This window comes from Acidovorax sp. GW823-FHT01C06 (assembly GCF_058798375.1).
Genome location: NZ_JBXAKN010000013.1, coordinates 95,737 through 120,163, shown reverse-complemented (window position 1 = coordinate 120,163; position 24,427 = coordinate 95,737). Strand labels below are relative to the sequence as shown.

Sequence of the window (24,427 nt, the reverse complement as noted above, 5' to 3'; positions counted from 1 at the left end):
AGGGACAAGGAGGCTGGCCCGTGCCTGCGTTTGCCCGCAGCTCCTTGCGGCCCTTTTTTACTCACCGGATTTTCCATGCGCACACCTTCCGCTTCGCGGCCCTTTCAACGGCATTCCAGGTACCTGCTGGTGCTGGCCACGGCGGCCCTGCTGGCTGCCTGTTCGCGCCCCGCTCCGCCCGAGGAGCCCGTGCGCTCCGTGAAGCTGCTGACGGTGGGCGTGGGCGCGTTGCAGTCGAGCCTGGAGTATTCGGGCGAGGTGCGGGCGCGCGTGGAATCGCGCCTGGGTTTCCGCGTGGCCGGCAAGATCGTGCAGCGCCAGGCCGAACTGGGCCAGCATGTGCGGGCCGGCCAGGTGCTGGCTCAGCTGGACCCCAAGGACTACCAGCTGGCTGCCGACGCCGCGCGCGCGCAACTCGCATCGGCGACCACGCAGCGCGATCTGGCGGCCGCCGACTACAAGCGCTACCAGGCCCTGAAGGACCAGAACTTCATCAGCGGCGCCGAGCTCGAGCGCCGCGATGCCACGCTCAAGGCCGCGCAGGCCACGCTGGACCAGGCCCGCGCGCAGCTGTCGTCGCAGGGCAACCAGGCGGCCTACACCACGCTGGTGGCCGACGTGTCGGGCGTGGTGACGGGCGTCGATGCCGAACCGGGCCAGGTGGTGTCGGCGGGCACGCCCGTGGTGCGCATCGCGCAGGACGGCCCCCGCGACGTGGTGTTCGCGGTGCCGGAAGACAAGGTGGCGCAGATTGCCCAAGGCTCCGAGGTGGCGGTGCGCGGCTGGTCGGGCGGTGCCCCCCTGGCGGGGCGCGTGCGCGAAGTCGCGGCCAGTGCCGACGCCGCCACCCGCACCTACCAGGTGAAGGTGGCCATCGACAGCGCCGACGCGCCCGCGCTGGGCTCCACGGTGTATGTGACGCCCAAGGCGTTGAGCCACGCTGGCATCCAGGCGATCAAGCTGCCCACCAGTGCGTTGCGCCAGGAGGGCCAGTCCACGGCCGTGTGGGTGTACGACGCGGCCAGCAGCACCGTGAAGTCGCAGGTGGTGCAGATCGCCACGGCCGATGGCAACGAGGCCGTGGTGGCCGCGGGCCTCACGCCCGGCATGCAGGTGGTGGCCACGGGCGTGCACGTGCTCTCACCCGGGCAGAAGGTGCTGGTTTATCAGCCAAAAGTGGCCTCGGCGCCCGCCGGTAAAGCGCAAACAGCTATAAATTCAGTAGCAAATCCTGCCGCCGCTGCTGTGGCGCCCGCGGCTTCCACTGCCAACTGAGGCCGGCCATGACGCAAGTACAACCCAAAGAGGGGTTCAACCTCTCCAAGTGGGCGCTCGACCATCCCGCCCTCACGCGCTACCTGATGGTGGTGCTGATGCTGCTGGGCTTTGCGGCCTACTTCCAGCTCGGGCAGGACGAAGACCCGCCGTTCACCTTCCGTGCCATGGTGGTGCGCACCTACTGGCCCGGCGCCACGGCGCAGCAGGTGGCCGAGCAGGTCACCGACAAGATCGAGCGCACCCTGCAGGAAGTGCCCTATGCGGACAAGATCCGCAGCTACTCCAAGCCGGGCGAGTCGCAGATCATCTTCCAGATCAAGGACTCCTCCAAGGGCAGCGAGGTGGCCAACGTCTGGTACAGCGTGCGCAAGAAGGTGGGCGACATGCGCTACACCCTGCCGCAGGGCATCCAGGGGCCGTTCTTCAACGACGACTTCGGTGATGTGTACGGCGTGATCTACGCGCTGGAGTCCGAGGGCTTCAGCTATGCCGAACTCAAACAGTTCGCCGACGACGCGCGCCAGCAGCTGCTGCGCGTGCCTGACGTGGCCAAGGTCGAACTCTTCGGCGTGCAGGACGAGAAGCTCTTCATCGAAATCTCGCAAAAGCGCCTGTCGCAGCTGGGCCTGGACATGAACCAGGTGCTGGCCCAGCTGGGCCAGCAGAATGCGGTGGAAAGCGCGGGCGCCATCCAGACGCCGCAGGACCAGGTGCAGGTGCGCGTGCAAGGGCAGTTCAATGCCGTCGAAGACCTGGGCGCCATGCCGATCCGCGGGCCGTCGGGCGCGCAGCTGCGTCTCTCGGACATCGCCGAGGTCAAGCGCGGCTATGTGGACCCGGCCTCTGTGAAGGTGCGCCACCAGGGGCAGGAAGTGATCGCGCTCGGGGTGTCCATGGCCAAGGGCGGGGACATCATCGCGCTGGGCAAGGCGCTGCACATGGCCACCGACCGCATTGGCAGCACCCTCCCGGCGGGCGTCAGGCTCGTCAACGTGCAGGACCAGCCCAAGGCCGTGGCGACCTCGGTGAACGAGTTCGTCAAGGTGCTGATCGAGGCGGTGGTCATCGTGCTGGCGGTGAGCTTCATCGCGCTGGGTTTCCACAGGCGCCCCGGCAAGAATCCGCTGTGGAAGCGCTGGTACATCGACCCGCGCCCCGGCCTGGTCGTGGGCATCACCATCCCGATGGTGCTGGCCGTGACCTTCCTGGCCATGTGGTACTGGGGCATCGGCCTGCACAAGATTTCGCTGGGCTCGCTCATCATCGCGCTGGGCCTGCTGGTGGACGACGCGATCATCGCGGTCGAGATGATGGTGCTCAAGCTCGAGGAGGGCTACGACAAGGTGCGTGCCGCCACCTTCGCCTACGAGATCACGGCCATGCCCATGCTCACGGGCACGCTGATCACGGCGGCGGGTTTCCTGCCCATCGGCCTGGCCAAGTCCACCACGGGCGAATACACGTTCGCGATCTTTGCCGTGACGGTGATCGCGCTGGTGCTCAGCTGGATCGTGTCGGTGTACTTCGTGCCGTACCTGGGCACGCTGCTGCTCAAGGTGCCGCCCCACGTGCTGGCCGCGCAGGCCAGCCAAGGCATCACGGACGATCCCCACGAGGTGTTTGACAGTCCGTTCTACCGCACCTTCCGCCGCCTGGTGGACTGGTGCGTGCAGCACCGCTGGCTCACCATCGGCGCCACGGTGCTCACCTTCGCGCTGGGCATCGCCGGCATGGGCAAGGTGCAGCAGCAGTTCTTCCCGGATTCGAGCCGCCCGGAGATCCTGGTGGACATCTGGTTCCCCGAGGGCACCTCGTTCGCGGGCAACGAAGAAGTCACCAAGCGGGTGGAGCAGCGCCTGCTCTCCGAGCCTGGGGTCAGCTCCGTGAGCACCTGGGTGGGGTCGGGCGTGCCGCGCTTTTACCTGCCGCTGGACCAGGTGTTCCCGCAAAGCAATGTGTCGCAGTTCATCGTGCTGCCGCAGGACCTGAAGGTGCGCGAATCGCTGCGCGTGAAATTGCCGGCGCTGCTGGCGCAGGAGTTTCCGGAGGTGCGCGGCCGGGTGAAGCTGCTGCCCAACGGGCCGCCCGTGCCGTACCCCGTGCAGTTCCGCGTGGTGGGCCCCGATCCGCTGGTGCTGCGTGAGCGCGCGGACGAGGTGAAAGCCCAGCTGCGCCAGAACCCCGACATGCGCGGCGTGAACGACAACTGGAACGAGTCCGTGAAGGTGCTGCGCCTGGAAGTGGACCAGGCCAAGGCGCGCGCCCTGGGCGTGACCAGCCAGTCCATCGCACAGGCCTCCAAGACCATCCTGTCGGGCACGCAGGTGGGCCAGTTCCGCGAGGGCGACAAGCTCATCGACATCCTGCTGCGCCAGCCGCAGGAGGAGCGCAACGCGATCACCGACATCGCCAATGCCTATCTGCCCACGGCGTCGGGCAAGTCGATTCCGCTCACGCAGATCGCCAAGCCGGTGTTCACCTGGGAGCCGGGCGTGATGTGGCGCGAGAACCGCGACTACGCCATCACGGTGCAGGGCGATGTGACCGAGGGCCTGCAGGGCGCCACGGTGACGGCGGCGTTGCTGCCTGCCCTCAAGGAGATCGAGGCGAAGTGGCGTGCCGCGGGGCAGGCCGGCTACCGCATCGAGGTGGCGGGTGCCGTGGAGGAAAGCTCCAAGGGCTCGGCATCGATCGCGGCGGGCATTCCGGTCATGCTGTTCATCACCTTCACCTTGCTCATGCTGCAACTGCACAGCTTCAGCCGCGCGATGCTGGTGTTCCTGACCGGGCCGCTCGGGCTGGCGGGCGTGGCGGCGGCCTTGCTGCTGCTCAACCGCCCCTTCGGCTTCGTGGCGCTGCTCGGCGTGATCGCGCTCATGGGCATGATCCAGCGCAACTCGGTGATCCTGATCGACCAGATCGAGCAGGACCGCGCGCGGGGCGTGCCGGCGTGGGATGCGATCGTCGAATCCGCCGTGCGCCGCCTGCGCCCCATCGTGCTCACGGCCGCGGCCGCGGTGCTGGCCATGATCCCGCTGTCGCGCAGCGTGTTCTGGGGGCCGATGGCCGTGGCCATCATGGGCGGGCTGGTGGTGGCCACCGTGCTCACGCTGCTGGCGCTGCCCGCGATGTATGCTGCCTGGTTCCGTGTCAAAAGGCCGGCGCCGGAGGTCCTTGGAGGGGTTTGATTCCCACCCTGCCCGCATCAGGGTAAAATAGAAGGTTGACCGATTTCACACAGGCGGCAGTTCGTGCCGCCTGTTTGTTTGTTGTAGAACCGCGCGGGTGGCGAAATTGGTAGACGCACCAGGTTTAGGTCCTGACGCCAGCAATGGTGTGGGGGTTCGAGTCCCCCCCCGCGCACCACCCATGTGAGACTTTGCGGAACACGGCGCCGCTGCGCTGCAGCCAGCACGATCCACATTCATAAGAGGAATAGCCATGGCCGTTACTGTTGAAACCCTTGAGAAGCTCGAGCGCAAGATCACGCTGAGCGTGCCCGTCACCCTGATCCAGTCCGAAGTCGACACGCGCTTGAAGCGCCTGGCCCGCACGGTCAAGATGGACGGTTTCCGTCCCGGCAAGGTGCCCATGAACGTGGTGGCCCAGCGCTACGGCTACTCGGTGCAGTACGAAGTGCTCAACGACAAGGTCGGTGAAGCCTTCGCCGTGGCCGCCAACGAAGCCAACCTGCGTGTCGCCGGCCAGCCCCGCATCTCCGAGAAGGACGGCGCTCCCGAGGGCCAGATGACCTTCGACGCCATCTTCGAAGTGTTCCCCGAAGTCAAGATCGCCGATCTGGCGGACGCGGAAGTCGAAAAGCTGTCGGCCGAAGTGACCGATGCGGCCATCGACAAGACCATCGACATCCTGCGCAAGCAGCGCCGCAGCTTTGCGCAGCGCGCGCTCGAAGCCGCCGCGCAAGACGGCGACCGCGTGACGGTCGACTTCGAAGGCAAGATCGACGGCGAGCCCTTTGAAGGCGGCAAGGCCGAAGACTTCCAGTTCCTGGTCGGCGAAGGCCAGATGCTCAAGGAGTTCGAGGAAGCCGTGCGTGGCATGAAGTCGGGTGAAAGCAAGACCTTCCCCCTGGCATTCCCTGCGGAATACCACGGCAAGGACGTGGCCGGCAAGACGGCGGACTTCCTCGTCACGGTCAAGAAGATCGAAGCGGCCCACCTGCCCGAAGTGAATGACGCCCTGGCCAAGTCGCTGGGCATCGCCGATGGTTCCGTGGAAGGCCTGCGCGCCGACATCAAGAAGAACCTGGAGCGCGAAGTCAAGTTCCGCCTGCTGGCCCGCAACAAGCAGGCCGTGATGGACGCTCTCGTGTCCAAGGCCGAACTGGACCTGCCCAATTCCAGCGTGCAGGCTGAAATCGCCCGCCTGCTCGAAGGCGCCCGTGCAGAACTCAAGCAGCGCGGCATCAAGGACGCCGACAAGGCCGAAATCCCTGAAGACGTGTTCCGTCCCCAGGCAGAGCGCCGCGTGCGCCTGGGCCTGGTGCTGGCCGAACTGGTGCGTGCCAACGAACTGCAGGCCAAGCCCGAGCAGCTCAAGGCCCACATCGACGAGCTGGCCGCCAGCTACGAGAAGCCCGAGGACGTGGTGCGCTGGTACTTCGGTGACCGCCAGCGCCTGGCGGAAGTCGAAGCGGTCGTGATCGAGAACAATGTGACCGAATTCGTGCTGGGCAAGGCCAAAGTGGTCGAAAAGTCCGTGTCGTTCGACGAACTGATGGCCCAACAGGGCTGATAGGCCTGGCCGGGCGGCTTGTCGGTTACCGAACTGCCCGGTTGTTGCCGACACATACAGGGGCTTGTGCTTTCGTGCACAAGCCCCAATTCATTTCTGGGTACAGTACCTGCTTGTCTGGAGAAAACATGAGCGCATTGGAAACACAAGGCCTGGGCATGGTCCCCATGGTCATCGAGCAGTCGGGCCGTGGCGAACGGTCCTATGACATCTACTCGCGCCTGCTCAAGGAGCGTGTGATTTTTCTGGTGGGGCCGGTCAACGACCAGACCGCCAATCTCGTGGTGGCGCAGCTGCTGTTCCTGGAGAGCGAAAACCCCGACAAGGACATTTCGTTCTACATCAACTCCCCGGGCGGTTCGGTGAGCGCCGGCATGGCGATCTTCGACACCATGAATTTCGTCAAGCCCGATGTGTCGACCCTGTGCACGGGCATGGCGGCCAGCATGGGTGCCTTCCTGCTGGCGGCGGGCGCCAAGGGCAAGCGCTTTGCGCTGCCCAACTCGAAAGTCATGATCCACCAGCCGCTGGGCGGCATGCAGGGCCAGGCGACCGAGATCGAGATCCATGCGCGCGAGATCCTCAAGACGCGCGAGCAACTGAACAAGATCCTGGCCGAGCGTACGGGCCAGCCGCTGGAGAAGATCCAGCGCGACACCGAGCGCGACTATTTCCTGTCGGCCGACGAGTCCAAGGAATACGGCCTGGTCGACCAGGTGATCAGCAAGCGCTCCTGATAGCCACAGGGTCGCGCGGCGGCGTTTTCCCTGAGGGAAGACGCCGTTTTTTATTTGGTTATCATCCCGACAACTTTCCGTAACAAGCAAGGCATTGCCCCCATGGCCGAGAAAAAAGGCTCTTCCAGCGAAAAAACCCTTTACTGCTCTTTTTGCGGCAAGAGCCAGCATGAAGTGAAGAAGCTGATCGCTGGCCCGTCGGTCTTTATCTGCGACGAGTGCATTGACCTGTGCAACGAGATCATCCGCGATGAGCTCCCGGCCGGTGACCTGGCGCGCGAAGGCCGCGCCGATCTGCCCACGCCGGTGGAGATCAAGACCAATCTCGACAACTATGTGATTGGCCAGGATGTGGCCAAGCGCACGCTGGCGGTCGCGGTGTACAACCACTACAAGCGCCTGCGCCACAAGGACAAGGCCCACAAGGACGAGGTGGAGCTGTCCAAGAGCAACATCCTGCTGATCGGGCCCACGGGTTCCGGCAAGACGCTGCTGGCGCAGACCCTGGCTCGCATGCTGGATGTGCCCTTCGTGATGGCCGACGCCACCACGCTGACGGAAGCCGGCTACGTGGGCGAGGATGTGGAGAACATCGTCCAGAAGCTGCTGCAAAGCTGTAACTACGAAGTGGAGCGCGCGCAGCGCGGCATCGTCTACATCGACGAGATCGACAAGATCTCGCGCAAGTCGGACAACCCCAGCATCACGCGCGACGTGTCGGGCGAGGGCGTGCAGCAGGCGCTGCTCAAGCTCATCGAAGGCACGATGGCCAGCGTGCCGCCCCAGGGCGGGCGCAAGCACCCGAACCAGGACTTCCTGCAGATCGACACGACCAACATCCTGTTCATCTGCGGGGGCGCGTTCGCGGGCCTGGAGAAGGTCATCGAGAACCGCACCGAAGCATCCGGCATCGGCTTCGGCGCATCGGTCAAGAGCAAGAAGCAGCGTTCGCTGACCGAGGTGTTCACCGAGATCGAGCCGGAAGACCTGATCAAGTTCGGCCTGATCCCCGAGCTGGTGGGCCGCATGCCCGTGGTGACGGCCCTGGCCGAGCTGAGCGAGGACGCGCTGGTGCAGATCCTGACCGAGCCGAAGAATGCGCTGGTCAAGCAGTACAGCAAGCTCCTGGCCATGGAAGGCGTGGATCTGGAGATCCGCCCCGCCGCGCTGAAGGCCATTGCCCGCAAGGCGCTGGCCAGAAAAACTGGCGCGCGCGGCCTGCGCTCCATCCTGGAGCAATCGCTGATCGGAACGATGTTCGACCTGCCCAACACCAGCAATGTCGAAAAGGTGGTGGTGGATGAGTCCACCATCGAAGAAAACAAGCCGCCGCTGCTCGTTTACCGCGAAGCGGCCAAAAAGGCCTGAAATGCCCGGAGCGGGCGCCTTGTTGCCGCCCCTTGAACCATCAACCCTGGCGGCAGTGCGGCTGCGCGCCAGGGTTGAAAATCCCCACATGTGGACCAACTTCCACAGAGCACTTTGAGGATTTCCATGTCCGGACACACCCCCCTGCCAGCCACCCCCATTGACCTGCCGCTGTTGCCCCTGCGCGACGTGGTGGTGTTTCCCCATATGGTCATCCCGCTGTTCGTGGGCCGTCCCAAGAGCATCAAGGCGCTCGAGATGGCCATGGAGGCGGATCGCCGCATCATGCTGGTCGCCCAGAAGGCCGCGGCCAAGGATGAGCCTTCCGTGTCGGACATGTTCGACGTGGGCTGCGTCTCCACCATCCTGCAGATGCTCAAGCTGCCCGATGGCACGGTGAAGGTGCTGGTCGAAGGCCAGCAGCGTGCCATGGTGGCCTCCATCGAGGATGCCGAAACCCATTTCACGGCCACCGTGACGCCGGTCGAAGCCACGCCCGAGGCCAACAAGCCGAGCGAAATCGAAGCCCTGCGCCGTGCGGTGATGCAGCAGTTCGACCAGTACGTCAAACTCAACAAGAAGATTCCGCCAGAGATCCTGACCTCGATCTCCAGCATCGACGACCCCGGCCGCCTGGCCGACACCATTGCGGCCCACCTGCCGCTCAAACTCGAAAACAAGCAGGTCGTGCTGGATCTCGCCGACGTGAAGGCGCGGCTGGAAAACCTGTTCGAGCAGCTTGACCGCGAAGTCGACATCCTGAACGTCGACAAGAAGATCCGTGGGCGCGTGAAGCGCCAGATGGAGAAGAACCAGCGCGACTTCTATCTCAACGAGCAGGTCAAGGCGATCCAGAAGGAACTGGGCGAAGGCGACGAAGGCGCGGACATCGAGGAGATCGAGAAGAAGATCAAGCTCGCCAAGATGCCCGCCGAGGCGCGCAAGAAGGCCGACGCCGAGCTGAAGAAACTCAAGCTCATGTCGCCCATGTCGGCCGAGGCCACCGTGGTGCGCAACTACATCGACGTGCTCACGGCGCTCCCCTGGAGCAAGAAGACCAAGATCAAGCACGACCTGGTCAATGCCGAGGGCGTGCTCAACGAAGACCATTTCGGCCTGGACAAGGTCAAGGACCGCATCCTTGAATACCTCGCGGTGCAGCAGCGCGTGGACAAGGTGAAGGCGCCCATCCTGTGTCTGGTGGGACCTCCTGGCGTGGGCAAGACCTCCCTGGGCCAGTCCATCGCCAAGGCCACCGGCCGCAAGTACGTGCGCATGGCCCTGGGTGGCATGCGCGACGAGGCCGAGATCCGCGGGCACCGCCGCACCTACATCGGCGCGCTGCCGGGCAAGGTGCTGCAGAGCCTCTCGAAGGTGGGCACGCGCAATCCGCTGTTCCTGCTCGACGAGATCGACAAGCTCGGTACCGACTTCCGGGGCGACCCCTCGAGCGCGCTGCTGGAGGTGCTGGACCCCGAGCAGAACCACACCTTCGGCGACCACTACGTCGAGGTGGACTTCGACCTCTCCGACGTGATGTTCGTCGCCACGTCGAACTCGATGAACATCCCGCCGGCCCTGCTCGACCGCATGGAAGTGATCCGCCTGTCGGGTTACACCGAGGACGAGAAGACCAGCATCGCCATGAAGTACCTGCTGCCCAAGCAGCTCAAGAACAATGGCGTGAAAGACGAGGAGCTCGAGATCACCGAGCCCGCCGTGCGCGACATGGTGCGCTACTACACGCGGGAGGCCGGCGTGCGGTCGCTCGAGCGCGAGCTGTCCAAGATCTGCCGCAAGGTGGTCAAGGGCCTGCAGCTCAAGAAGCTCGAGCCGAAGGTCACCGTCACGGCCGACAACCTGCCCGACTTCCTGGGCGTGCGCAAGTACACCTACGGCCGTGCCGAGGCGCAGAACCAGGTGGGCCAGGTGGTCGGCCTGGCATGGACCGAGGTGGGTGGCGACCTGCTGACCATCGAGGCCGCGGCGATGCCCGGCAAGGGCGTGATCACGCGCACCGGTTCGCTGGGCGATGTGATGAAGGAATCGGTCGAGGCTGCCCGCACGGTGGTGCGAAGCCGCTCGCGCATCCTGGGCATCAAGGACGAGGCCTTCGAGAAGCGCGACATCCACATCCACGTGCCGGACGGCGCGACGCCCAAGGACGGCCCGAGTGCGGGTGCCGCGATGACCACCGCGTTCGTTTCGGCGCTCACGGGCATTCCCGTGCGTGGCGACGTCGCGATGACGGGCGAGATCACGCTGCGGGGCGAGGTCACGGCCATCGGGGGGCTCAAGGAAAAGCTGCTGGCGGCCCTCCGTGGCGGCATCAAGACGGTGCTGATCCCCGAAGAGAACGTCAAGGACCTGGCCGAGATCCCGGACAACGTGAAGAGCGGCCTGGAGATCGTGCCCGTGCGCTGGATCGACAAGGTGCTCGAGATCGCGCTGGAAACCAAGCCCGTGCCCCTGACGGACGAGGAGGTGGCCGTGGTGGCCGCTGCTGCGGCGGAGAAGAGCGCGGGCTCGGCCGCTGCCACGGATGGCTTGAAGCATTGAAGAAAAAGTTTTTGGGATGCTTCAAAAAATGCGCTACAATTCATTCCATCGCAGCAAACGTTGTACAATGTGAGGCTTCGGTAAAAATGCGGGAATAGCTCAGTTGGTAGAGCGCAACCTTGCCAAGGTTGAGGTCGAGAGTTCGAGACTCTTTTCCCGCTCCAATTTCCACAAAAAGGGAAGCAATTGCTTCCCTTTTTTGTCAGAGGAATGTGAATTCCTGGCGCGGTAGCAAAGCGGTTATGCCCCGGATTGCAAATCCGGTTAGTCCGGTTCGACTCCGGACCGCGCCTCCAGATACGGTTTGTGCCGTCGATGCGGCACAGGATCCTGCGGGATCTTTGCATCGGCCGGATCGTGGAGGATGGATGGTGGTCAGTTGGTTGACTTTTTTGGCTTGCAATCGAATGGAGCCAAAAAATAGCGATATAATTTGAGGCTTGCTGATTCATGCAGATGGAAACATCGGCTGCAGTAGGCAAAATGCGGGAATAGCTCAGTTGGTAGAGCGCAACCTTGCCAAGGTTGAGGTCGAGAGTTCGAGACTCTTTTCCCGCTCCATATTTGTAAGGGAAGCTTCGGCTTCCCTTTTTTCTTGGCGGCGCAGCAAAGGTGGTTTGGCGACCAGCGGCCCTGTGACCAGAGATGCGACAGGGCATTGCGCGCATGCGCTGCCCGGGTTACGCTGCGACGCAGGAGTGCGTTGGGCAGCCGGCGCCCCGATGGTGAAATTGGTAGACACTGCGGACTTAAAATCCGCCGCTTTCCTGAAAAGGGGCGTGCCGGTTCGACCCCGGCTCGGGGCACCACTACGATTCAATCATGTCAAGTTACAACGCTCCCTTTGAAATCCACGTCCACGGACAAGTCCAGCTGCGCGCCGATGCCAGCTTCGACCAGCTCCAGGAGGCGCTCAAACCCTTGTGGAAGTACGCAGGAGCCCGCTCCCTGGCCGACGGTGCTGCGAGCGCCTACGAGGAAGAGCCGGGCATCAAGTTCGACACGCAGGAGCACCTGCTGCAGATGTGCTGGACCGTGCGGGGGGATGAGGATTTTCGCCAATCGCTCGACGAGATGTGCATGAGCCTGAACGAGCTGGCCGAGCAGGGTGCCGCCATTGAAGTCACGTTCTACGATGCGGACTTCGACGAGGAAGAGGAAGAGCAGGACGCAGAGTCGCGCGATGATTTCGTCATGCTTTTCGTGGGTCCGACGCCTGCGGCCATCATGCAGGTGCAGCGCGATCTCCTGGTTCAGGACGTGGTGAACATGATGGAGCGCCATTTCGACGGCGCGGAACTCGGCGGCGTGGTGGCCGAGATCGACAAGCTGTTCAGCCAGCGCTTCGATGCCCTGGTGAACTCGCTGGAAATCGGCAAGCCCCCCAGGGGCCCGGGGGGCTCGGGCAGCGGACACGGTGGCGGGGGGGGGCGCCGTCCGCGCCACCTCCACTGAGCGGCCGCCGGCTTTGCATCGCTCCGCTGTTCGTGGGGCCGCAGCGGGCTCGGGCATCAGCGCGCGGTGCAAGCGCTGGCGCTGAACCGGCACCGTAGTAGCCGCCGCTGCCTCTTCGCTGTTCATGAACCATGACATCCGATCTTCCTTACCTGCGCTCCTACCCTGAGTCCCTGCAGGACCAGGCCCGCGACCTGCTCGCGCAAGGGCGCCTGGGGGCGATGCTGTTGCGCAAGTACCCCCGCGCGCATGCGGTGCGCAGCGACAAGGCGCTGTACGACTATGCGCTGGAGCTCAAGGCGCGCCACCTGCGCAACGCAGGCACGGTCAACAAGGTGCTTTTCGACAACAAGATCCATGTGGTGCGCCATGCGCTGGGCTTGCACACGGCCGTGTCGCGCGTGCAGGGCAACCGGCTCGCGGCGAAGCATGAAATCCGCATTGCCGCAATGTTCAAGCAAGCGCCGGACGAGTTTCTGCGCATGATCGTGGTCCACGAGCTGGCGCATCTGCGCGAGAAGAACCACGACAAGGCGTTCTATCAGCTGTGCACCCACATGGAGCCGCAGTACCACCAGTACGAATTCGACCTGCGTCTGTACCTCACGCACGTGGAGCATGCCGGAGAGCGGCTCTGGAGCGCGGAGCCTGCGTGAAGCGGCTCCTGGACGCCAGCGCGATGGCTACGGCCGCGGGCGGTGCGGCTCAGGAGATGATGGGCAGGCCTGCGCTGCGCGCGCTGAGGGCCTCCGAGGCGCCTGGACAAGGCACCGCAACGGTTTCGCAGCAATCCGCGGGCAGGCCCAGCCAGCGCTGCGCCGCCGCCTCGAGCATGGCCACCGGGCCGGTCGTGAGCAGGCGGATGTCCGGCGATTTCGCCGCGGTGGCGCTGGAGGGTGTGTTGAGCAATCCCGCTGTTTCCAGGAGCCGCTGCGTCTGCCGTGCCACAGGCGCGCCGGTTTCGATGAACTGGACGTCAGGCCCCACCAGCGCCCGCAATTCATGCGCCACAAAGATGTAGTGCGTGCAGCCCAGCACCAGCGTGTCGATCTGCCCGGCTGAAGCGCCGAACATGCCCATGGCGTGGATGTAGCGCTCACACAGGGCGCCGGTTTCGGTAGCACCGACGGCGCCGCCAGGTGCTGGCATGGGCTGGGCCACGCCGCGCTCGATGGCATGGGCCAGGCCGTCGCACGGCTGCACCACGAACTCCGCTTGATCCGCCAGCGAACCCAGCAGCTTGCCGAACTTGCTGCTGGTGAGTGTGCCCCGCGTTCCGATCACGCCCACGCGGCCTGTTCTGGTGGCTGCCAGCGCTGGCTTGATGGCGGGCTCCAGGCCCACCAGGGGCAGGTCGGGGTGGTTGCTGCGCACCTCGTGGATGGCCGCCGCCGTGGCGGTGTTGCATGCCACCACCAGGGCCTTGATGTGGTGCTGCCCGCGCAGGTACTGCGTGATGGCGTGGGTGCGCGCGCTCACGTAGGCATCGCCGCGCTCGCCGTAGGGGGCGTTGGCGCTGTCCGCCAGGTACACGAAACGCTCGTGGGGCAGCTCGGCCCGCAGGGCGCGCAGCACGCTCAGGCCGCCGACCCCGCTGTCGAACACGCCGATGGGTTGTTGTGGCTGCGGCGGCGTTGGCTGGATCATGAAAAAATCACTGCGATGCTGGGGGAGATGAAGTCGACAGTGTGCCGCAGTCGCGCGCAAAATGCCGCGCGGCGGGAGGCACTCCGGGGAGCGCGTGCCTGGCGAGGGCCCGAGGAGGCCACCCACCAGGCTGCGCGGGCCGCCTGTCAGGCGGTGGCGGCGACCCCGATGCCCTTGAACTCCCCGGTGGCGATGCGCTTTTGCCACTCGGCCGGGCCGGTGATGTGCGCGCTGGTGCCGCCGGAATCCACCGCCACGGTCACGGGCATGTCCACCACGTCGAACTCGTAGATGGCTTCCATGCCCAGGTCCTCGAAGCCCACGACCTTGGCGGTCTTGATGGCCTTGCTCACCAGGTAGGCGGCGCCACCCACGGCCATGAGATAGGCGCTCTTGTGGTTCTTGATGGACTCGATGGCCACCGGGCCGCGTTCGGCCTTGCCGATCATGGCGATCAGGCCGGTTTTCTCCAGCATCATGTCGGTGAACTTGTCCATGCGCGTGGCGGTGGTGGGGCCGGCGGGGCCCACGGCCTCGTCCTTGACCGGGTCCACGGGGCCCACGTAGTAGATGACGCGGTTCGTGAAGTCCACGGGCAGCTTCTCGCCCTTGGCAAGCATGTCCTGGATGCGCTTGTGCGCGGCGTCGCGGCCGGTGAGCATCTTGCCGTTGAGCAGCAGCGTGTCGCCGGGCTTCCAGCTGGCCACTTCTTCCTTGGTCAGCGTGTCCAGGTTCACTTTCTTGCTCTTGTTGTAGTCGGGTGCCCAGTTCACGTCGGGCCACAGGTCCAGGCTGGGCGGCGTGAGGTAGACGGGCCCCGAGCCGTCCAGCACGAAGTGCGCGTGGCGCGTGGCGGCGCAGTTGGGGATCATCGCGATCGGCTTGCTGGCCGCGTGCGTGGGGTACATCTTGATCTTGACATCCAGCACGGTGGTCAGGCCGCCCAGGCCCTGCGCGCCGATGCCCAGGGCATTGACCTTCTCGAACAGCTCCAGGCGCAGCGCTTCGACCTTGTCGAGCGCGGGGCCGCCGGTCTTGGCGGCTTCGGCCTTGGCTTGCAGCTCGTACATATCGAGGTCGTCCATCAGGCTCTCCTTGGCCATGAGCACGGCCTTTTCCGCCGTACCGCCGATGCCGATACCCAGCATGCCGGGCGGGCACCAGCCGGCGCCCATGGTGGGCACGGTCTTGAGCACCCAGTCCACCACGCTGTCGCTGGGGTTGAGCATGTACATCTTGGACTTGTTCTCCGAGCCGCCGCCCTTGGCCGCCACGGTGATGTCCACGGTGTTGCCGGGCACGATCTCGGTGAAGATCACGGCGGGCGTGTTGTCCTTGGTGTTCTTGCGGTCGAACTGCGGGTCGGCCACCACGCTGGCGCGCAGGGTGTTGTCGGGGTGGTTGTAGCCGCGGCGCACGCCTTCGTTGATGGCGTCGTCCAGGCTGCCCGTGAAGCCGTCCCAGCGCACGTCCATGCCCACCTTCAGGAACACGTTGACGATGCCGGTGTCCTGGCAGATGGGGCGCTGGCCGGTGGCGCTCATCTTGCTGTTGGTCAGGATCTGCGCGATCGCGTCCTTGGCCGCCGGGCTTTGCTCGCGCTCGTAGGCGCGGGCCAGGTGGGCGATGTAATCGGTGGGGTGGTAGTAGCTGATGTACTGCAGCGCGGCGGCTACGGATTCGATGAGATCGTCCTGGCGGATGGAGGTGGTCATGGCGGTTCGTGGGGGAGTCTTTTGTGGAGAACGCAAACGCGTTCCTGTCCTGCCCGCCGCACACGCCGCCTGTCGACCAGCGCTGGGCCGCAAACCGCGCTGCCGATGGCAGGCGGACCGTATTTTGACAGACCCCCGCTGGCGCCACCTTGCGCCCGGGCAAAGGCGGGCGCCGCCGGTCGGCCATTGGCGCCTGCACGGGGGCGCCAGATACCCCATGGGGTGGTGTTCGGTCCGCCGTGTTCACGGCGCGCCTGTTCCCTCCCCGTCCTCCGGTTCTTCGTCGGTGTCGCTGCTGCCCGGCAGGTCGTCCGCGCTCAAGGGGGGCGCGCCGGCCTGCCGGTTGCCGCGCCCTGGCGTCTCGCGCTCGGTATCCACGGCGTCGCGTTCGCCATCCTGCATCCCTTCATCCGGGCCGCCGCCGTCACCGGGACCGCCAGCTTGCATGGTTTCCACATGGTCGGGGAGGATGTCGCGGGCGCTGGGCTGCGGGTCGGGCTCCACGCTGCCGCGCTCGCCCGTGCCAAAGCGATCGGTGTCGCTGTCCGATTCCGTGCTGTAGGCCCCTGCGCTGTCGCTGCCGGAGTCGGAGGCGTCACTGGGCCCCAGGCTGTCGATGCCGGTAGCACTGTGGGCGGGGGGAAGGTTGTCGGCGTCGATGCCGAGAAGGCTGCTGGTGGCCATGGTCTGCTCCGATGGTTGAGGAGGGGGCGCGGGCTCCATGCGGATCCGCGGCGCGGAGGCGGAAACACCGCCGCAATGCCATCGTCGGCGTGCACGGCGCTGCCCCGCGTCAGGCAGCGCTGACATGGGTGTCGTCCATCTTCGCCGGTAGCTTCCCAAGGCCTTGAAAAGGTGCCCGGGCGCTGGTTGCCGCGCTCAGAAGTCCGGCAGCGTCCCGATGACGGACGGGGTGAAGTCCGCGCTGCCCACGGGCTTTTCGCCCTGCGACCAGGCCAGCAGTGTGTCTGCCGGCATGGGGCGGGCGTAGAAGAAGCCCTGCAGCTCGTCACAGCCCATGCCCAGCAGGATGTCGCGCTGGCCGCTGGTCTCCACTCCCTCGGCCACCACGCGCAGGCCCAGGGCATGCGCCAGGCTGACCACGGCGGCCACGACGGCGCGGGCGTCCTCGCTGCTTTCCAGGTCGTTCACGAAGCTGCGGTCGATCTTGAGCTGCTGCGCGGGCAGCTGGCGCAGGTAGTTCAGGCTGGAGTAGCCGGTGCCGAAGTCGTCGATGGACAGGAACACGCCGATGCGCGCCAGCCCGTCGAAAGTGCGCTGGGTGGCCTTGATGTCTTCCATGGCCACGGATTCGGTGATCTCGCACAGCAGCTGCGAGGCATCCACCCCGTGGCGCAGCAGGGCCTGCCCGATGCGCTCGGCCAGCCCGCTTTCGCGCAGCTGGTGCACCGACAGGTTGATCGCCACGCGCATGCGCATGCCGCTGCGCGCCCACTCGGCGACCTGGCGGCAGGCCTCGTTGATGACCCAGTTGCCCAGCCGCCCGATCAGGCCGAAGCGCTCGGCCAGCGCGATGAACACCACCGGGCTCACCATGCCATGCTTCGGATGGTTCCAGCGCAGCAGGGCCTCCACGCCGCTGATCTGGCCGCGCGTGCCGTCGATCTTGGGCTGGTAGTGCAGGGCCAGTTCGCCCCGGTCCAGCGCCTGGCGCAGGTCGTTCTGCAACTCCAGCTGCTCGGATGCATCGGAGCCCATGTGGGGTTCGAACAGCGCATAGCAGCCGCCGCCCGCGCGCTTGGCGGCGTACATGGCGGCATCGGCGTTGGCCACGAGCTTGTTGCGGTCACCGTGGTCGGGGTGCACCACGACGCCGATGGAGCAGGCGATCTGCACCTGCTTGCCCGACACCTCGAACGGCTGCGACAGGGAGGACAGCACCCGGTTGGCCACTGTCACGCAGTCGGCCACGTCGCTCACGTCCTCCAGCAGGATCAGGAATTCGTCGCCCCCCACGCGCGCCACGGTATCGCCCTCGCGGGCTTCGCGGCGCAGCCGGTCGGCCGCGCTGCGCAGGATCACATCGCCCGCGGCATGGCCGAACGAATCGTTGATGGGCTTGAAGCCGTCCAGGTCCACGAACAGCACGGCCAGGCGGTCTTCCACGCGGTGGTGGTTGGTGCGGTCCAGGCGCAGCAGCGCGTGGATGAGGCGGTCTTCGAACAGCAGCCGGTTGGGCAGGCCGGTGAGGGCATCGGCGAATGCGCGTTTTTGCAGTTCGTCATTGGCCGCCTGCAGGCGGGTGTTGCTGTCCTGCAGCGACCGCGTCAGACGCTCGGCCGTGGCTTGCAGCCGCGCGTCCAGGATGGAGGTGAACAAGGTGCTCACCAGCAGCATGCCGGTGGCCATGAGCACCATGGCCGTCAGGCCCGGGCCGCCGAGCTCTCCCGCGCTCAGGCACACGGAGCCCATGGCAAAGCTGGCCGCCGCCATGCCGGTGTAGTGCATGCCGCAGATGGCCACGGCCATCACGAACGATGCCGCCAGCTGGTAGGGCAGTCGCTGGCTGGGCCGCACCCGGCGCAGCAGCTTGAAGATCAGCAGGGCCGTGGCCGAGGCCAGCACCGCGATCAGCACCGACAGCGCCACCAGCGGCAGGTTCCACACGATGCCTGGCGCCATTTCCATGGCCGCCATGCCGATGTAGTGCATGCCGCTGATGCCGGCCCCCATCACCAGCGCGCCCAGCGCCAGCTGCATCCGGCCAAAGTGTGTGCGGCTTGCGAGCTGCAGGGCCATGGCGGAGGCGGCCACGGCGGCCAGCCACGACAGCAGCGTGAGCCCGCCGGCAAAGCCGATCTCGATGGGCAGCCGGAAGGCCTGCATGCCCAGGAAATGCATGGACCAGATGCCCGTGCCCATGACGATGGACCCCGCGGCCCACCACGCCAGGCCGACGCGGCGCTGCGCGGTGCGCACCCGCCGCGCCAGGTCGAGCGTCACGTACGACGCGAGCATGGCAATGGCAAAGGAGGCGGCCACCACGAACAGGTTGTAGCTGGAGGGCATGAACGTGTTCATGGTGCGAAAGGTGCTGGGGTTGGAAGGGCAGGGTGCATCGGGCGCGCGGCGCCGTCAAGGGCCTGGGCAGACATGCGGCGAAAGCCTGCAGGGCAGGGGCCGCGCGCGACGGAGTGTAGCCAGGGGCGCGAAGCCGCGCCGGAGTGGGGGTTTGCCCTGGCTGGGCCGGGTCGGGGGGCCGGGCGGATGTCCCCACCTGCAGTGGTGGCGGTGCGGGCTGTTTCCTTCCGGGGCAAGGCTTGCCGCACACTGACTGCTCCACGCTCCCGCACGGGCCATACAAGTCTGTAAATGAGAATGGTTTGTTTTTGCATTATGCTGCCGGTCGCGCCGACATTCCCCGGTCGCACCCTTTTCCGGCCAGACGCCGGCCCGCCGCCGTGGCCTTCCCGCCACGCCGGGCGTCCGGCGTCCGCCCGCCTGTTGTTTCACTTGGAGAACCACTGCCCATGACCTCCCGTACCGAACGCGACACCTTTGGCCCCATCGAGGTCCCCGCCGACAGGCTCTGGGGCGCGCAGACGCAGCGCTCGCTGCAGAACTTCGACATCTCGGGCGAGCAGCAGCCGCGCGAGATCATCAAGGCCCTGGCCCAGGTCAAGCGCGCCTCGGCCGTGGTCAACCAGGCCCTGGGCCTGCAGGACGCGAAAAAGACCGAGGCCATCGTGGCCGCCGCCGACGAAGTGATCGCCGGCAAGCACCCGGGCGAGTTCCCGCTGGTGGTGTGGCAGACGGGCTCGGGCACGCAGACCAACATGAACGTCAATGAGGTGCTGGCCAACCGCGCCAGCGAGATCCTGGGCGGCGAGCGCGGCGAAGGCCGCCTGGTGCACCCCAATGACGATGTGAACCGCAGCCAGTCGAGCAACGACGTGTTCCCCACCGCCATGCACGTGGCCGCCGTGGAAGCGCTCACGCACAGGCTCTTGCCCGCCATCGCCAGGCTGCGCGCCACACTGGCGAAGAAGGCGCAGGATTTCGACGGCATCGTCAAGATCGGCCGCACCCATTTGCAGGACGCCACCCCGCTCACGCTGGGCCAGGAGTTCTCGGGCTATGTGGCCCAGCTCGACCATGGCGAGCGCCACGTGCGCGCCGCGCTGCCCCACCTGTACGAGCTGGCCCTGGGCGGCACGGCGGTGGGCACGGGCCTGAACGCGCCCAAGGGCTATGCCGAGCAGGCCGCCGCCGAGCTGGCGCGCCTCACGGGCCTGCCCTTTGTCACCGCGCCGAACAAGTTCGAGGCGCTGGCCTCGGTGGATGGCCTGGTGCACGCCCACGGAGCCCTCAAGACCCTGGCCGCCAGCATGATGAAGATCGCCAACGACGTGCGCTGGCTTGCCAGCGGCCCGCGCAGCGGCATCGGCGAGCTGAGCATCCCCGAGAATGAGCCCGGCTCGTCCATCATGCCCGGCAAGGTCAACCCCACGCAGAGCGAGGCCGTGACCATGCTGGCCGCCCAGGTGTTCGGCAACGACGTGGCCATCAACTTCGGCGGTGCCTCGGGCAACTTCGAGCTCAATGTCTTCCGTCCCATGGTGGCGCACAACTTCCTGCAGAGCGTGCGCCTGCTGGCCGACGGCATGGTGAGCTTCAACGACCAGTGCGCCGTGGGCATCGAGCCCAACCGCGAGCGCATCACCGAGCTGGTGGACCGCTCGCTCATGCTGGTGACCGCGCTCAACACCCACATCGGCTACGACAAGGCCGCCTACATCGCCAAGAAGGCGCACAAGGAAGGCACCAGCCTGCGCGAAGCGGCTGTCGCCTCGGGCCACGTCACGGGCGAGCAGTTCGACCAGTGGGTGGTGCCGGGCCACATGGTGGGCCGCTGATTCCGCCCGGGTCGGCCTGCACGCCATGGGCACGGGGGCACTGCCGTCATCTCCGCTGCTCGCGAGCTTTCGCGACAGCTACCGCGACCTGCTGCGCTACCTCTCGCACCGCACCGGCAATGCCGATGACGCGCGCGACGTGGCGCACGACACCTGGCTGCGCCTGGCCGACATGGACCTGCGCGGCGAGCAGCCCGCGCTGTGCGAGGCCGAGGCGCGGGCCTATGTATTCGCCATGGCGCGCAATCTCGTCATCGACCGGCAGCGCCACGCGGGCGTGGTGGCCCGCCATGCGCTGGCCCAGGCCCATGCGGACTCGGGCGCCGGCACGGCGGCGCGCCACGGCCCCGATGCCGCCGAGGCCCTGATGTACCGGCAGGCGGTGGACGCGGTCGAAGCCGCGCTCGCCGCCGTGCCAGAGCGCGCGCGCCAGGTCTTCCTGCGCCACCGCATCAACGGCGAAGGCCAGGGCGCGCTCGCGGCCGAATACGGCATCTCGCGCAACATGGTCGAGCGCGACATGATGCTCGCCATGGACCGCGTGCAGGCCGCCATGGAGCAGTGGCACGCGGCGGGCCGCAGCTCTCCTGTGGCACCGGCGTCGCACCACGAAGCCCGCCGCACCGGCCGCCGCCGCTCGCTGGCGGCATTGCTGAGCTTTGCCGCAATGGGCGTGGGTGGCGTGGGGGCCTGGCAATGGTGGCGCACCGCAGTCGCGCAGTGGCAGCAGGTGGCACGCACCGGCCAGGGGCAGACGCTGCGCCACCCGCTGCCCGACGGCAGCCGCATCACGCTCGACGCGCAAAGCCGCGTGCACATGGCGTACTACGCCGGGCAGCGCCGCGTGAGCCTGCTGGCCGGGGCGGCGTTCTTCGACGTGGTGCGCGACGCGGACCGCCTCTTCGTGGTGGAGGTGCCCGGTGGCGCCGAGGGGGGCGCCGTGCGCGTGACCGTGCTGGGCACGCGCTTCGGCGTGGAGCACGGCGCCGGCGGGGTCGATGTGCAGGTGGAGTCGGGCCGCGTGCGGGTGGAGTCGCTGGGGCCGGATGGCCAGCCCCTGGCGGTGCGGGAACTCGCGGGCGGACAGGCGCTGCGGGTGCGGCCGGGCGAACCGCTCGCCCAGGCCGTCGCCCCGGCGCACGAGGCCGCCGCCTGGCGCCACGGCGTGGTGGCTTTTGCCGATGCGCCGCTGGCCGAGGCCGTGGACCGCCTGCGCCGCTACCTGCCGCGCCCGGTTCAGGTGGAGGCCGGTGCCGCCGCGCTGCGCCTGTCGGGGCAGGTGCGCATTGCACAGGCCGAGGACTTCGTGCGGGCACTGCCTTCCGTCGTGCCGGTGCAGGTGCGGCTCGTGGCGGGGCAATGGCGGGTGGCCGCGCGCTGACGGCCAGGCCGGAGGATGGGGCAGGACGCGCGATTTTGGGGAATGTTGGTGAAAGTGGCCGCCAGCGCTTGCTCCATAAACGCTGAAAGCTATTGTTTTAATAGCTGTTTGGCCGATCAGGGCGCTGGCAGGCGCGCCGCCATTCAGGAAGTGGGAGGGCCCATTCGTTGTAGCGGGGAAAGGACTTCACCATGAACCGACAACGGCCCCGCACCCCGGCCCCCCGGCCTTCCGGCCCCGCACGCACCTCCCGTCCTGCCCGCCACGCACTCGCCGCCGCCATGCTGGCCATGGCGTCGCTGCAGATGGACATGGCCACCGCCCAGGGCGCACCCGCCCCGGCGGCCTTCGATATTGCCGCCCAGCCCCTGCCTGAGGCGCTGGCGCAATTCGCCCGGCAGTCGGGCGTGCAGCTGATCTACCCGCCCGAGCTGGTGCAGGGCCGACATGCCCAGCCCGTGCAGGGCGCGCGCAGCCCCGAGGCGGCGCTGGCCGAGTTGCTGCGCGGCAGTGGCCTGCGCATGCGCCGCGACGGCGCCACCCTGGTGGTGGAACGCGCTCCGGCCGACGGCGCCGCCGCGCTGCCCGAGGTGCGCGTGGCCGCCGAGGCCGAGGTCGAAACCGCCACCGGCCCCGTGCGCGGACTGGTGGCCCGGCGCAGCGCCAGCGCCACCAAGACGGACACGCCGCTCATGGAAACGCCGCAGACCATCACCGTGGTCACGGCCGAGCAGATGCAGGTGCAGCGCGTGCGCGACCTGGAGCAGGCGTTCGAATACTCTGCGGGCGTGCGTCCCGTGTCCGGTTACAGCGGTTCGTACGACGCGATCTACAGCCGGGGCTTCTGGGCCGATGCGCGCAATGGCAGCCTGTTTGCCGACGGGCTCAAGGTGTCCGACAACTCCTGGGCCTCGGGCAAGCAGGAGCCGTACGGGCTGGAGCGCGTGGAGCTGGTCAAGGGCGCGGCGTCGGTGCTGTACGGCATGTCGGCGCCCGGCGGCGTGCTGGCCACGGTGAGCAAGCGCCCCACGGCCGATGCCGTGCGCGAGGTGGTGGTGGAGGCGGGCACGTATGCGCACCGGCAGATCGGCGTGGACCTGGGTGGCGAGGTGGCACCGGGCAGCGACTGGACCTGGCGCCTCACCGCGCTGGCGCGCGACAGCGAGACGCCCGTGCGTCCGCTGCAGGACGACGCGGTGTACATCGCGCCCGCGCTGCGCTGGCAGCCGTCGGCCGCCACATCGCTCACCCTGCTGATGCAGCACCAGAAGCGCCGCCTGGGCTATTCGTACCCGCTGCCGCGGGTGGGCACCCTGCTGCCCGGCCCCGGCGGCCAGCGCATCGCGCGCTTTCGCTTCGTGGGAGAGCCTGCCTACGACCGGCAGGATGTGCGGCAGACCACGCTCACCGCCTTGTTCGAGCACCAGGTGAACGAGCATGTCACCCTGCGCCAGGGGCTGCGGTTCTTCGACTCCGAGGCGGACATCTTCTTCACCAACGCCAGCGTGGACCCGGCCGCACCCACGCGCGCGCAGCGCCGCGCCATCGACGAGTTCGAGCGCGTGCGCGGCTTCTCGTCGGACACCAGCTGGCAGCAGCGCTGGCGCAGTGGCGAGGTGGAGCACACGCTGATCGCCGGCGTGGACTACACCCGCTACCGCTCGGAATCGGAGTGGTACGCGCGCACGCTCGCCCCGCTGGATTTGTACCAGCCGCAATACGGCGCCGTGCCCGGCGCGCCCGCGCCGATGGCGTTCTCGGACACGTCGCAGCGCTGGCAGGCGGGCCTGTATGCGCAGGACCAGATCAAGCTGGGCGAGCGCTGGGTGGTGCTGGCCGGCCTGCGGCACGACTGGAGCGACGACCGCTCGCGCCCGTTCTTCACGGCCGCGCCTTGGTCGGTGGAGCGCACCGATGCCTTCACCGGCCGCGTGGGCGTGGTCTACCTGGCGCCGGGCGGCTGGGCGCCGTTCGCGGGCTACAGCCAGTCGTTCCAGCCGCAGGGCGGCACGGACGCGCAGGGCCGGCGCTTCAAGCCCACCGAGGGCGAGCAGTTTGAACTGGGGGTGCGGTGGCAGCCCAACGGCAGCGAGGGGATGATGTTGTCGGCCGCCGTGTACGACCTGCGCCAGGACAACGTGCTCACGCCCGATCCCGCCCATCCGCAGTTCAGCGTGCAGACGGGGCAGGCACGCTCGCGCGGGGCCGAGCTGGAGGTGCGCGGGCAGGTGGCGCGCCACCTGGAGGTGGTGGGGGCCTATGCCTACACCGACCGCCGCATCACGCGCAGCAACCTGCCGGACGAAGTGGGCCGCCGTGCGGCCGAGGTGCCCTACCACCAGGCCTCGGTCTGGGGGCACTACCGCCTGGCGGCCTGGGGCCTTCCGGCGTGGACGCTGGGCACGGGTCTGCGCTACACCGGCGACATGGTCGATGGCACGGCGAGCGCCTACCGCATCCCGGGCTATGGACTCGTCGATGCCATGCTCGCCTGGCAGGACGGGCCGTGGCGCGTGGCGCTCAACGTGCGCAACCTGTTCGACAAGGCGTTCCTGATCTGCAACGGCGCCCACTGCCGGGACGGCAGCCCGCGCACGGCCACGCTTTCGGCCGCGTACCGCTGGTGATGCGCTGCGGCGGGCGGGGATGTGCGGG

Annotated in this window: 15 protein-coding genes and 5 tRNA genes; 16 read left to right on the top strand and 4 right to left on the bottom strand. The window is 67.2% G+C overall.

Features of this window, described 5'->3' with window-relative positions; all coding sequences use genetic code 11:
* The first annotated feature begins 75 nt into the window (after positions 1 to 75).
* From AC1RCS_RS22445 to AC1RCS_RS22385, 13 genes are all read left to right on the top strand, one after another.
* Positions 76 to 1,275: an efflux RND transporter periplasmic adaptor subunit gene (locus AC1RCS_RS22445; protein ID WP_492246056.1), complete on the top strand. Its 1,200-nt coding sequence runs from the start codon at positions 76 to 78 to the stop codon at positions 1,273 to 1,275.
* An 8-nt stretch (positions 1,276 to 1,283) separates the two neighbouring features.
* Positions 1,284 to 4,466: an efflux RND transporter permease subunit gene (locus AC1RCS_RS22440; protein ID WP_492246055.1), complete on the top strand. Its 3,183-nt coding sequence runs from the start codon at positions 1,284 to 1,286 to the stop codon at positions 4,464 to 4,466.
* A 91-nt stretch (positions 4,467 to 4,557) separates the two neighbouring features.
* Positions 4,558 to 4,644, top strand: a tRNA-Leu gene (locus tag AC1RCS_RS22435).
* Between the two features lie 75 nt (positions 4,645 to 4,719).
* Positions 4,720 to 6,033, top strand: coding sequence for a trigger factor (gene tig / locus AC1RCS_RS22430; protein WP_218294103.1), 1,314 nt, complete (start codon positions 4,720 to 4,722; stop codon positions 6,031 to 6,033).
* A gap of 128 nt (positions 6,034 to 6,161) precedes the next feature.
* Positions 6,162 to 6,770 (top strand): ATP-dependent Clp endopeptidase proteolytic subunit ClpP, encoded by a 609-nt coding sequence (gene clpP, locus AC1RCS_RS22425; protein ID WP_304505098.1) that lies wholly within the window; start codon positions 6,162 to 6,164, stop codon positions 6,768 to 6,770.
* Positions 6,771 to 6,872: 102 nt separating this feature from the next.
* Positions 6,873 to 8,138 carry an ATP-dependent Clp protease ATP-binding subunit ClpX gene (gene clpX / locus AC1RCS_RS22420; protein ID WP_218294104.1) on the top strand — a complete coding sequence of 422 codons (1,266 nt, stop codon included), beginning with the start codon at positions 6,873 to 6,875 and terminating at the stop codon, positions 8,136 to 8,138.
* Positions 8,139 to 8,264: 126 nt separating this feature from the next.
* Positions 8,265 to 10,697 carry an endopeptidase La gene (lon, locus tag AC1RCS_RS22415; protein WP_492246054.1) on the top strand — a complete coding sequence of 811 codons (2,433 nt, stop codon included), beginning with the start codon at positions 8,265 to 8,267 and terminating at the stop codon, positions 10,695 to 10,697.
* 88 nt (positions 10,698 to 10,785) lie between these two features.
* Positions 10,786 to 10,861: transfer RNA gene (locus AC1RCS_RS22410), tRNA-Gly, on the top strand.
* 58 nt (positions 10,862 to 10,919) lie between these two features.
* Positions 10,920 to 10,993 (top strand) — tRNA-Cys (locus AC1RCS_RS22405).
* Between the two features lie 189 nt (positions 10,994 to 11,182).
* Positions 11,183 to 11,258: transfer RNA gene (locus AC1RCS_RS22400), tRNA-Gly, on the top strand.
* A gap of 155 nt (positions 11,259 to 11,413) precedes the next feature.
* Positions 11,414 to 11,506: transfer RNA gene (locus tag AC1RCS_RS22395), tRNA-Leu, on the top strand.
* Between the two features lie 13 nt (positions 11,507 to 11,519).
* The gene (locus AC1RCS_RS22390) at positions 11,520 to 12,152 is read left to right on the top strand and encodes a DUF6806 family protein (RefSeq protein WP_218340779.1); all 633 of its coding nucleotides are present in this window, start codon (positions 11,520 to 11,522) and stop codon (positions 12,150 to 12,152) included.
* A 131-nt stretch (positions 12,153 to 12,283) separates the two neighbouring features.
* Positions 12,284 to 12,808, top strand: a complete 525-nt coding sequence (locus AC1RCS_RS22385) for a M48 metallopeptidase family protein (RefSeq protein ID WP_218294107.1) — start codon at positions 12,284 to 12,286, stop codon at positions 12,806 to 12,808.
* 49 nt (positions 12,809 to 12,857) lie between these two features.
* Here the strand turns inward: AC1RCS_RS22385 and AC1RCS_RS22380 are convergent, their stop codons facing one another.
* The 4 genes from AC1RCS_RS22380 to AC1RCS_RS22365 all read right to left on the bottom strand — a co-directional run bounded on the left by AC1RCS_RS22380 (position 12,858) and on the right by AC1RCS_RS22365 (position 18,556).
* The gene (locus AC1RCS_RS22380) at positions 12,858 to 13,799 is read right to left on the bottom strand and encodes a glutamate racemase (RefSeq protein WP_492246053.1); all 942 of its coding nucleotides are present in this window, start codon (positions 13,797 to 13,799) and stop codon (positions 12,858 to 12,860) included.
* Positions 13,800 to 13,945: 146 nt separating this feature from the next.
* Positions 13,946 to 15,514 (bottom strand): fumarate hydratase, encoded by a 1,569-nt coding sequence (locus AC1RCS_RS22375; RefSeq protein WP_218340781.1) that lies wholly within the window; start codon positions 15,512 to 15,514, stop codon positions 13,946 to 13,948.
* Positions 15,515 to 15,757: 243 nt separating this feature from the next.
* Positions 15,758 to 16,324, bottom strand: a complete 567-nt coding sequence (locus tag AC1RCS_RS22370; RefSeq protein ID WP_492246052.1) for a hypothetical protein — start codon at positions 16,322 to 16,324, stop codon at positions 15,758 to 15,760.
* A gap of 69 nt (positions 16,325 to 16,393) precedes the next feature.
* Complete coding sequence (locus AC1RCS_RS22365; protein WP_218294111.1) at positions 16,394 to 18,556, bottom strand: putative bifunctional diguanylate cyclase/phosphodiesterase; 2,163 nt, start codon at positions 18,554 to 18,556, stop codon at positions 16,394 to 16,396.
* A gap of 449 nt (positions 18,557 to 19,005) precedes the next feature.
* Between AC1RCS_RS22365 and fumC the strand changes: the two genes are divergently transcribed.
* The 3 genes from fumC (at position 19,006) to AC1RCS_RS22350 (ending at position 24,399) form a co-directional block, all read left to right on the top strand.
* The gene (gene fumC / locus AC1RCS_RS22360; protein WP_492246051.1) at positions 19,006 to 20,391 is read left to right on the top strand and encodes a class II fumarate hydratase; all 1,386 of its coding nucleotides are present in this window, start codon (positions 19,006 to 19,008) and stop codon (positions 20,389 to 20,391) included.
* Positions 20,392 to 20,416: 25 nt separating this feature from the next.
* Entirely contained in the window at positions 20,417 to 21,772 is a 1,356-nt protein-coding gene (locus AC1RCS_RS22355; RefSeq protein WP_492246050.1) for a sigma-70 family RNA polymerase sigma factor, read from the top strand.
* Positions 21,773 to 21,963: 191 nt separating this feature from the next.
* The gene (locus tag AC1RCS_RS22350; RefSeq protein WP_492246049.1) at positions 21,964 to 24,399 is read left to right on the top strand and encodes a TonB-dependent siderophore receptor; all 2,436 of its coding nucleotides are present in this window, start codon (positions 21,964 to 21,966) and stop codon (positions 24,397 to 24,399) included.
* Positions 24,400 to 24,427 lie beyond the last annotated feature (28 nt).

Excerpts from the sequence above, each read along its gene's own strand:
- AC1RCS_RS22445 (WP_492246056.1), top strand. The coding sequence starts at position 76 with ATGCGCACACCTTCCGCTTCGCGGCCCTTTCAACGGCATTCCAGGTAC.
- AC1RCS_RS22440 (WP_492246055.1), top strand. The coding sequence starts at position 1,284 with ATGACGCAAGTACAACCCAAAGAGGGGTTCAACCTCTCCAAGTGGGCG.
- tig (WP_218294103.1), top strand. The coding sequence starts at position 4,720 with ATGGCCGTTACTGTTGAAACCCTTGAGAAGCTCGAGCGCAAGATCACG.
- clpP (WP_304505098.1), top strand. The coding sequence starts at position 6,162 with ATGAGCGCATTGGAAACACAAGGCCTGGGCATGGTCCCCATGGTCATC.
- clpX (WP_218294104.1), top strand. The coding sequence starts at position 6,873 with ATGGCCGAGAAAAAAGGCTCTTCCAGCGAAAAAACCCTTTACTGCTCT.
- lon (WP_492246054.1), top strand. The coding sequence starts at position 8,265 with ATGTCCGGACACACCCCCCTGCCAGCCACCCCCATTGACCTGCCGCTG.
- AC1RCS_RS22390 (WP_218340779.1), top strand. The coding sequence starts at position 11,520 with ATGTCAAGTTACAACGCTCCCTTTGAAATCCACGTCCACGGACAAGTC.
- AC1RCS_RS22385 (WP_218294107.1), top strand. The coding sequence starts at position 12,284 with ATGACATCCGATCTTCCTTACCTGCGCTCCTACCCTGAGTCCCTGCAG.
- AC1RCS_RS22380 (WP_492246053.1), bottom strand. The coding sequence starts at position 13,799 with ATGATCCAGCCAACGCCGCCGCAGCCACAACAACCCATCGGCGTGTTC.
- AC1RCS_RS22375 (WP_218340781.1), bottom strand. The coding sequence starts at position 15,514 with ATGACCACCTCCATCCGCCAGGACGATCTCATCGAATCCGTAGCCGCC.
- AC1RCS_RS22370 (WP_492246052.1), bottom strand. The coding sequence starts at position 16,324 with ATGTCAGCGCTGCCTGACGCGGGGCAGCGCCGTGCACGCCGACGATGG.
- AC1RCS_RS22365 (WP_218294111.1), bottom strand. The coding sequence starts at position 18,556 with ATGAACACGTTCATGCCCTCCAGCTACAACCTGTTCGTGGTGGCCGCC.
- fumC (WP_492246051.1), top strand. The coding sequence starts at position 19,006 with ATGACCTCCCGTACCGAACGCGACACCTTTGGCCCCATCGAGGTCCCC.
- AC1RCS_RS22355 (WP_492246050.1), top strand. The coding sequence starts at position 20,417 with ATGGGCACGGGGGCACTGCCGTCATCTCCGCTGCTCGCGAGCTTTCGC.
- AC1RCS_RS22350 (WP_492246049.1), top strand. The coding sequence starts at position 21,964 with ATGAACCGACAACGGCCCCGCACCCCGGCCCCCCGGCCTTCCGGCCCC.